Here is a 7598-nt window from a genome sequence, read left to right on the forward strand (position 1 = left end):
CACGATCTCGACCGGCTTGCTCGGCTCCCAGCCCGCGACGGCGGGCGCTCCGGCCAGCAGCGCTGCCAGCGCTGCCGCGGCTTTGATGATCTGTCGCACTGTTTTCGTCCCGTCTCGTTGGCGAGCCGCCGCTCGCACCAGCCCAGGATGCCATAGGTTGGATCACACCATTGTGCGGGCGAATGACGCGAAGTTCAAGCGGCCTGCAACCCTCCCGGCTATGACTTTCGCATCACGTGGCAGGCGCTAAGGAACCGGTGCTGGCACGCCCGCACCGCATTGCCGTTGAGCCCTGCCGCCGCCCCAGGGCGCTATCATCAGCGGCCTTCAGGTTGGACGGCGAGGCAATGAGAAACCCATGACCGCAACGAAATCTCGGAAGAAAGTGTGCGGCAGTTGCACGCTCTGCTGCAAGGTGATGGCCGTCGACGAACTTGTAAAGTCGGTTGGTGACTGGTGCCCGCATTGCGAGCCGGGCAAGGGTTGTCTGATCTATGCCAATCGGCCAACCGAATGCCGGACTTTCAGTTGCCTCTGGCTGGTCAACGACCTTTTGGGTGAGCACTGGAAGCCGAACAAATCCAAACTGGTGCTGACGACGTCGGACGATGGAATCGAGGTCAGGTGTGATCCCGGCTATCCCGACGCCTGGCGCAAGGAGCCGTTGCGCAGTGAGATACGCAAATGGGCTTTGTCCGGCGAAACGCATGACGTCACCGTCGTCGTGATTGCCGGCGGCAAAATGACACTCGTTACTTCCAGTCAGGAATTCGATCTCGGTGTCGTGGGCCCGGACCAACGCATCGTGCGCGAACTCGAGGGCACGAAGGTTGTCAACGCGACCGTGGAGAAGGCAATAGACGCCGAACCCGAACCGCGGGGTACCGGCAAATAGCGCGCGAATGCTGCCCGTGCCTTCACCGCCGCAGCAGGATCGCCAGCAGGACCAGGGACGTCGCGGCAAACAGGCCCGCGAGGCTCTGCCATAGAAGCAACGCGTCGATCCGCCGACGCGGCAAGCCGGCAAGCGGCTCCATGGCGCCCTGGCGCAAGCCGTGTTCCAGCGCCGTGGCGAACTGGCCAGCGTCGGCAAAACGCCTGTCGCGATTATTGTCCATTGCGCGGGCGAGACACTGGCCGAGCCAGGCCGGCAGGTCCGGGCGCAGCCGTTGCAGGGGAATGGTCTCGCGCTGACCGAACGGAAAAGGACCGCCGGAGAACAGGCGATACACCGTCACGCCCACGGAAAACACTTCGGAGCATTGATCCGCCGGAGTTTTTCGGAACAGTTCCGGCGCCATGTAGCGGGTGGTGCCACCCAGGCGATCGTCGTCAGGCTCGTCGACACCCGGCAGATAGGCAAGACCAAGGTCGAGCAGTTTGATCTCGCCATCGGCAAGCAGCAGGATGTTTTCCGGCTTGAGGTCGCGGTGGACGATCTGCAGGGCGGCGAGATCCTGCACCGCCGCGCAGAGCTTGAGCGCCAGCCCGACGCCGTCGAGATAGCGGACGGGGTCGCCACCCGACAGCCGGGACTCCAGCGTCTCGCCACGGTAATACGGCAGCACGAGATAAAGGCTGCTGCGGCGGCTCGGCGCGACCTCGATATAGCTCGCAATCCTTGCGCTGTGCACGGTGGCGCCGACCCAGGCTTCGCGCAGGAAGCCGGCGCGAAACACCTCGTCATGCAGCATCGAGGGCAGCGGGATCTTGAGAACGACGTCGCGATCGAAAAGAGTGTCGCGGGCCAGTTTCAGGGTCGTATAACGGCTGCGATAGAGCGTGCGACCGAGCAGGAAGCCGTCCCAATTCTCGCCGTCGCGCGGCACGCCGCGAAGCGGAAGCCGCTGGAATGCCGCGGCCATTTCACCGAAGCTCGAGTCCGGCGCCCTCAGCACGTCGACGACAATCGCGGTCACACCGCCAGGAATTGCCTCGGTGATCGCACAAGCCACGTCACCGGGGGAGCCGCTCGCCATCAGCATCCCGGCAAGCTGCGCCGATCCCGCGGCGGCCACACCGCCTTGGCTCAAGATGACATAGCGATCGGCCGGCTCAGGGGCGTCCTCGACATAGTCGATCTGCAACTCGGCATCGCCACCGACCGACCGGGTCAGCGAACCGCTGCCGTCGGCGGCCGGCAGCACATGGTCCGACGTCAGCGGAGCAAGTTCGGCGCCGCGTTTGCGATAGACCCGGCAGTCCCCGACATGGACGATCCGGACTCTGCGGCCGACGAAGATCAGCGCCGTCACCGCCGCCGCCATGCCGTGCGTGGGATCGGCATGGGACTGGCTGAACATCCAGGCGTTGGCGCTTGCCAAAGCAAGACTGGCGGCGCGGGCGGGGCCAAGCGTTCCGGCGGCGCCAAAATAACCCTCCACCAGGCTGTGGAGCGCGATATGCGCGGCTTCTCGCGCTCGCGGTCCGGAGCCGATACCACGCGCGACCGCGGCGATGACGCCGCGGCCGGGCCTGTCGAAGGCGTCGCCCTTGTAGACGACATGAGCCTCCTCCAAAGCCGCGGACGCCGACGAAGATTCTCCGACCGCCAGCGTCCATCCCGAGGCATTGAACGTTGACGGCTGCTGGCTCATCCCGCTGGCTTCAAAAAGCGCGCCGGCCTGAACATGAACCTCAGCCGCCACGCTTACACGTCCGATCCGATCAGTATCCCGGGCGCGCGCAGCGCTGGCAAGCGCACGCCCTCCTGGCCTGAAGGGGCCTGGCGCGGTTCAGCTATTCGGCCCCCGTCGAAGCCGCCACCTCCAGATCGTGCTCGATGCTGAGGATGGCCTGCGGGACGCGCGCCTTCAGGATGAAGAACCAGCTCACCCCGAGCAGGATGTAGACCAGGAAAAAGTAGGGAAACAGATTATAGGGCGAGGCCGGCACCGGATAAAGACTGCCGACCAGCGACAGCACCATCAGCACTGCGCCCAGGCCGCCGACAAACCTGTCGCCGGCAGTGGCGCCGCCGTTGTTCGCCAGGAAGATCGGCGCGCTCACCGAGCACAGGAAGTAGACGATGATGAAACCGTAGGACGCAAGCGTTCCATACCATCCGAACGTGTCGGTTTCGGCCTGGCCGGCGAACGCGGCGCAGACGATGAAGTTGATCAGGGCCCCGGAGGTCAGCGCCACATAGGGGGTCTTGTAGTTGTGATGCACCAGCCCCATCGAGGTATGCACGAACTGGTAGCGACCCAGCGAAAACAGCATGCGCCCGTAGGCATTGAGCGACGCCAGCGCGCAGGCGAAGCCGCTGATTGCGGCGCCGAAATAGACCAGTGCGGTCAGGCTGACGCTGATGTTGGAGGTGATGTCCCCGAGCGGCGCGCCGCTGGCGCCGAGCTTGGTGGCGTCGTCGGCAAAGCCCTGCACGATCAGATAGGTGGTCAGCACGAAGAACACGCCGGCGGAGAGCGCGGTCGCAACGATGGCGCGCGGGATGTTGACGGTCGGGTTGCGGGTTTCCTTGCCGAGCGTCGCCGCACTCTCGAAGCCGACATAGGAGAAGATGGCGAACACCACTGCCTGCGCCGCGCTCTTGAAGTCGACGCCTTCGAGACTGACCTGTTTGGCGTCGATCCGGAAGCCGAAATGGGCAAAAGTGTAGACGCAGACGAACAGAATGATCGCGACCGAGATCACCTCGAGCGTCAAGCCGATGCGCGCCGAAATCTTGATGTCGCGGCAGGCGAAAGCCCAGATCCCCGCCGAAATCAGGAAATACAACAGCGGTGAGGGAATCGCGAAGGTGAAGCCGAGCGAGGTGAAGAACGTCTTGATGAAGATCGAGGTCGCGACCGTCAACGCCATCGCGGTGAAGATATAGGCCGCCAGCATGGCCCAGCCGGACAGCATGCCGTAGGACGGACCGAGGCTGCGCGAGACGTAGATGAAGAACGAACCGGCGGACGGGATGCGCTTGGCAAGCTTGCCGACATTGATGCCGACGATCAGAAGCGCGATGGTCGCGAAGACGTAGACCAGCCAGGACGCGGTGCCCGCCATCCCCGCCACGACCGCGACCGCCAGCGCCGGCGTCAATGTCGGCGAAACATTCGCAACCGACTGCCCCAGCGCCTCGAGGAAGGACAAACTATCCTTCCGCAACTCCGATCGCACCACCATCATGATTTGTGTCCCTTTCTGGTCGCGCCGCTGCTCTGTCCCGCCGCCACACCGGCCACGGTTCCCGTCAACGGCTCATTTCCTGCCACGCAAAATAATTTCTTAGCAAGATGCATGCCGTGACCGGAAATCGCAGAGGTTGCGCGCTTTTCTGCGGCTCGCGGGCTTTTCACCACGGGAAATAATTGTTCCAAACGGCGGCGATCGCGGCGGAAGCTCAACGCTCGCTCAGACTGTTCAAGATTTGGGCGATGCACGCTGGCCGTGGTCGCGAGCCGGATGACGGAATGATCCGGGCGCGCTGCCAGCTCGTCGCAAGCTTCGCGCCGGCACGATGCCGCCTCGCCTGTGCGCGATATCCTGCGCGCGATTGCCTGCCGTATCGTGCCGGCCTTATGCTCGAAGCCTCAGGAGTCCTGGACATGAGCACATTCGAACATCCCCACCCGGACGGGCTTTTGCACAACCCGGCATTCTCTCAGGTGGTGGCATCCTCCGGAAGGCGCACGATCTATACGGCGGGGCAGGTCTCCATCGATGAGCGCGGAGCGCTGGTCGGTGCCGATGACCTTGCTGCGCAAACCACGCAGGCGATGCGCAATATCGGCCTCGCCCTCGCCGCGGCCGGCGCGGGCTACGCCGATATCGTCAAGATCACCAGCTATGTCGTGAACTACACGCGGGAATGCCGATCCGTCATCAGCAAGGCGCGAGCGCCGTTCTTTTCCGGCGGAACACCGCCGGCGAGCACCTTGCTCGGGGTCAGCGCGCTCGCGCTGCCGGAATGGCTGATCGAGATCGAGGCCATTGCGGTCACCGACTGAAGATTGAAACCGTCGGCTCAAGTCCCCTTGCAGCCCCCGGGCTGCCGACCCCCCTCAGTTGGACAGATCGACCGACCCATCAGTCAGATAAGCCGGGCCGCCTTACAGTTCAGGTGCCGCAGGCGAGCGCAGCATCGAAGCCGGTCATTTTCCTTGCGCCGACGCTCGATGGAGCGAAGATACAAACGCTGCGGTGTCATTCTGCAATCGCTGGAATAGCTGCGGGACGAAGAGCCGCTACTGCAGGCACTTCATCGACGTCTTGACGCCTGGTCGTCCCGTCACCTCCCGTGCAGACCGCGAACCAGACCGGGCCGAAGCCGGGTCAGCCGAAGCGCCGGCGTCTTTCCGAAGGAACCGTGCGCCAGCGTTTCGACCGCGAAAGCGTTCACGCCATCGACGTCAATGGCGTCGGGATGCCGACCTTCGTCAGACCGGACCGATTTTTTTTGCCTCAGGAGAAAGGCGCAGACCGCATAAGCATGGGGAACGAGGTAATGCATCGGCAGATCGGTCGGAGCATATTCGATCTCGGGCAGACCGAATGCCCAAAGGCCATACGAGCCGGCGATGATCTTTTGCTGTCCGTGGACGCGCGCGGCCAGAATCCGGATCCAGGCCGGGATCGCCAGGCCGCGAGCGGGCACCAGTTCCGGTGCGCAGTCCTGCAGCCGTGAGACAGGAACAAAGTTATTGGCATCGGTCCATTTGATAGCCTCAGCCCCGGTCACGAGCGCGATCGCCCAGCCCAGCAATGTCACCGCCCGCGCGGTGGCGACCGCGGCGACGCGACCATCCGGTTCTTGCGCTGGCATGACGAATACGTGGGCGCGATGGTCACGCAGCTCCTGCCACGGGTCCGGCATCAGATGATTGGGAATGGCGCCGGTGTTGAAGAACGGTGCCGGTAGCGGCGCGCCGATCTCCAGCAGGCTCAGCGGCACCCCATCGATGCTGATCATGCCGGTGCCATGCACATCCGCAGGCCGCTTGGTGAAGGGCCCGGTCCAATCGCCCAGCACGCTCGACGGCGCGATGCTGCGGAGCGCAGCGAGCAATTGGGTCAACTTGATATCGGCAGGACGGTAGCAAATCACCGTCGCGCCGAATTGCGGCTTGAGCGCCGCAGCCTTGGACGGAGAGGTCGCCGACGACGTCACCTCAGTCCTCGTGCTGCAAAGGTCATTGGCGAATATCTCCGGTTTTGATCATCAGCACGCGCTGGACAAAATAGGATAGCCGTGACGGGATCAAGCTCGGCTCGATTTCCCACCAAAAAAATCGCAGCTTGCCTTCTCCTCATTCATAGACGTTTGGGACGGCCGGAGTCCGCAACGATTTTCTGGATTTATTTTTGCGGCGCCATACAGCCGGAGGTACTTGCAATATAGTGCATTCGCCCAACCTCCCGGGTCGGCTGATACCGAACGCACCACAGCGCCGACAGTTATCGCCGAACGTGCAGTTGATCGGGATAGCTCGCGCAAAAACGATGCGTCGTCAGCCGTTGATCTGAAATCGTTGACCTGAGTCAACCCGACTTTGCCCCTGCCGGCGCATAGTCGTGAAACACAACAACCATTGCGCCTGACCGGAACCTCCGGACAGGGTTGCGTAAGACTTGTAGACGACGGGGACCGTGCTGATGGCCGTTCACAAAACAATTCTCGAATGGCAGGCAGCTCATCCCACCATCACCTGGATCGGATGGGGAATCGTTTGGGCGATCGTGCTGTCGCTGCTGTTCTGGCCGTCGCGAGGCTTGAGCTGAGAAGTTGTAGGAGGGATTGACGCCTATCGGCTCCGCGCCGAGCCACCATCGCCGCGCGCTTGTCCTGGACGCTTGACGGTCAACCTGCTGCAGGCGGCGGCGAAGCCGGGGTCTTGCCCGGCATAACGATCATTGTTTTACACATTGGAAGCGCGGCACCGAAGCGGCGGACTATGCCCCATCGGACCGCGCGTCGCGCGGCCCGGCGGCCTTCAATCCGCCCTGCCGCTACTTCCCCTTGAAGTTCGGCGCGCGCTTGTTGAGGAAGGCGTCCATGCCCTCGCGGAAATCCGCGCTCATATAGGCTTTCAGGATCAGGTCCTCGCCCTCGTCGCGCGACAGCGTGCGGCGGATGCGGCGCACCGCCTCCTTGGTGACTTCGAGCGTGATCGGCGCATGCGACGCCACGAGCTTCGCGGTCTCGTCGGCGCGGCGCTGCAGCGTCTCGACGTCGGGCACCACTTCGCTGAGCAGCCCGAGGGCAAGCGCTTCCGGCGCTTCGACCAGCCGCGCCTTGAAGATCAGGTCCTTGGTCCGCGCCGGGCCGATCAGCGACACCAGTCGGGAGATGTTCGACATCGACAGGCAGTTGCCGAGCGTGCGCGCGATCGGAAAGCCGATCCGCGCGCTCTCGGTGCCGATCCGGATGTCGCAGCAGGCGGCAATGCCGGCGCCGCCGCCGGTGCAGGCGCCGGCGATCGCCGCGATGACAGGCACCCGGCACTGTTCCAGCACGCCCAGCACCCGGTCGATCCGCGCCTCATAATCGAGCGAATCCTGCGCGGTCTTGAAGGCGCGAAATTGAGAGATGTCGGTGCCCGAGGCGAACGCCTTGTCGCCGGCGCCGGTCAGGATCAAGGCCTTGA

At 63.7% G+C, this 7598-nt stretch carries 8 protein-coding genes; 3 read left to right on the plus strand and 5 right to left on the minus strand.

What is annotated here, in order from left to right:
* Window positions 1-358 precede the first annotated feature (358 nt).
* Complete coding sequence (locus WCB02_RS07170; protein WP_423957137.1) at window positions 359-895, plus strand: hypothetical protein; 537 nt, start codon at window positions 359-361, stop codon at window positions 893-895.
* A 22-nt stretch (window positions 896-917) separates the two neighbouring features.
* On the opposite strand, the gene WCB02_RS07175 is transcribed toward WCB02_RS07170, so the two are convergent.
* The 3 genes from WCB02_RS07175 to WCB02_RS07185 all read right to left on the minus strand — a co-directional run bounded on the left by WCB02_RS07175 (window position 918) and on the right by WCB02_RS07185 (window position 4358).
* Window positions 918-2648 (minus strand): bifunctional protein-serine/threonine kinase/phosphatase, encoded by a 1731-nt coding sequence (locus tag WCB02_RS07175; protein ID WP_423957138.1) that lies wholly within the window; start codon window positions 2646-2648, stop codon window positions 918-920.
* A gap of 91 nt (window positions 2649-2739) precedes the next feature.
* Window positions 2740-4140 carry an APC family permease gene (locus WCB02_RS07180; RefSeq protein WP_423957139.1) on the minus strand — a complete coding sequence of 467 codons (1401 nt, stop codon included), beginning with the start codon at window positions 4138-4140 and terminating at the stop codon, window positions 2740-2742.
* Window positions 4137-4358, minus strand: coding sequence for a hypothetical protein (locus tag WCB02_RS07185; RefSeq protein WP_423957140.1), 222 nt, complete (start codon window positions 4356-4358; stop codon window positions 4137-4139). Before WCB02_RS07185 ends, WCB02_RS07180 begins: the two co-directional genes overlap by 4 nt.
* Before the next feature lie 201 nt (window positions 4359-4559).
* On the opposite strand from WCB02_RS07185, the gene WCB02_RS07190 reads away from it, so the two are divergent.
* A complete protein-coding gene (locus tag WCB02_RS07190) occupies window positions 4560-4961 on the plus strand; it encodes a RidA family protein (protein ID WP_423957141.1) in 402 nt (133 codons plus the stop codon).
* A gap of 281 nt (window positions 4962-5242) precedes the next feature.
* On the opposite strand, the gene WCB02_RS07195 is transcribed toward WCB02_RS07190, so the two are convergent.
* Window positions 5243-5938 (minus strand): hypothetical protein, encoded by a 696-nt coding sequence (locus WCB02_RS07195; RefSeq protein WP_423957142.1) that lies wholly within the window; start codon window positions 5936-5938, stop codon window positions 5243-5245.
* Window positions 5939-6606: 668 nt separating this feature from the next.
* On the opposite strand from WCB02_RS07195, the gene WCB02_RS07200 reads away from it, so the two are divergent.
* Entirely contained in the window at window positions 6607-6732 is a 126-nt protein-coding gene (locus tag WCB02_RS07200; protein WP_423957143.1) for a hypothetical protein, read from the plus strand.
* A 228-nt stretch (window positions 6733-6960) separates the two neighbouring features.
* On the opposite strand, the gene WCB02_RS07205 is transcribed toward WCB02_RS07200, so the two are convergent.
* A partial coding sequence (locus WCB02_RS07205; protein WP_423957144.1) for an enoyl-CoA hydratase occupies window positions 6961-7598 on the minus strand: 638 nt, incomplete at its 5' end.

It is taken from the genome of Bradyrhizobium sp. (assembly GCF_049581145.1).
GTDB lineage: Bacteria > Pseudomonadota > Alphaproteobacteria > Rhizobiales > Xanthobacteraceae > Bradyrhizobium.

What these genes read in the sequence shown, in the direction of transcription:
- WCB02_RS07170 (WP_423957137.1), top strand. Translation starts at nt 359, where the DNA reads ATGACCGCAACGAAATCTCGGAAGAAAGTGTGCGGCAGTTGCACGCTC.
- WCB02_RS07180 (WP_423957139.1), bottom strand. Translation starts at nt 4,140, where the DNA reads ATGATGGTGGTGCGATCGGAGTTGCGGAAGGATAGTTTGTCCTTCCTC.
- WCB02_RS07190 (WP_423957141.1), top strand. Translation starts at nt 4,560, where the DNA reads ATGAGCACATTCGAACATCCCCACCCGGACGGGCTTTTGCACAACCCG.
- WCB02_RS07200 (WP_423957143.1), top strand. Translation starts at nt 6,607, where the DNA reads ATGGCCGTTCACAAAACAATTCTCGAATGGCAGGCAGCTCATCCCACC.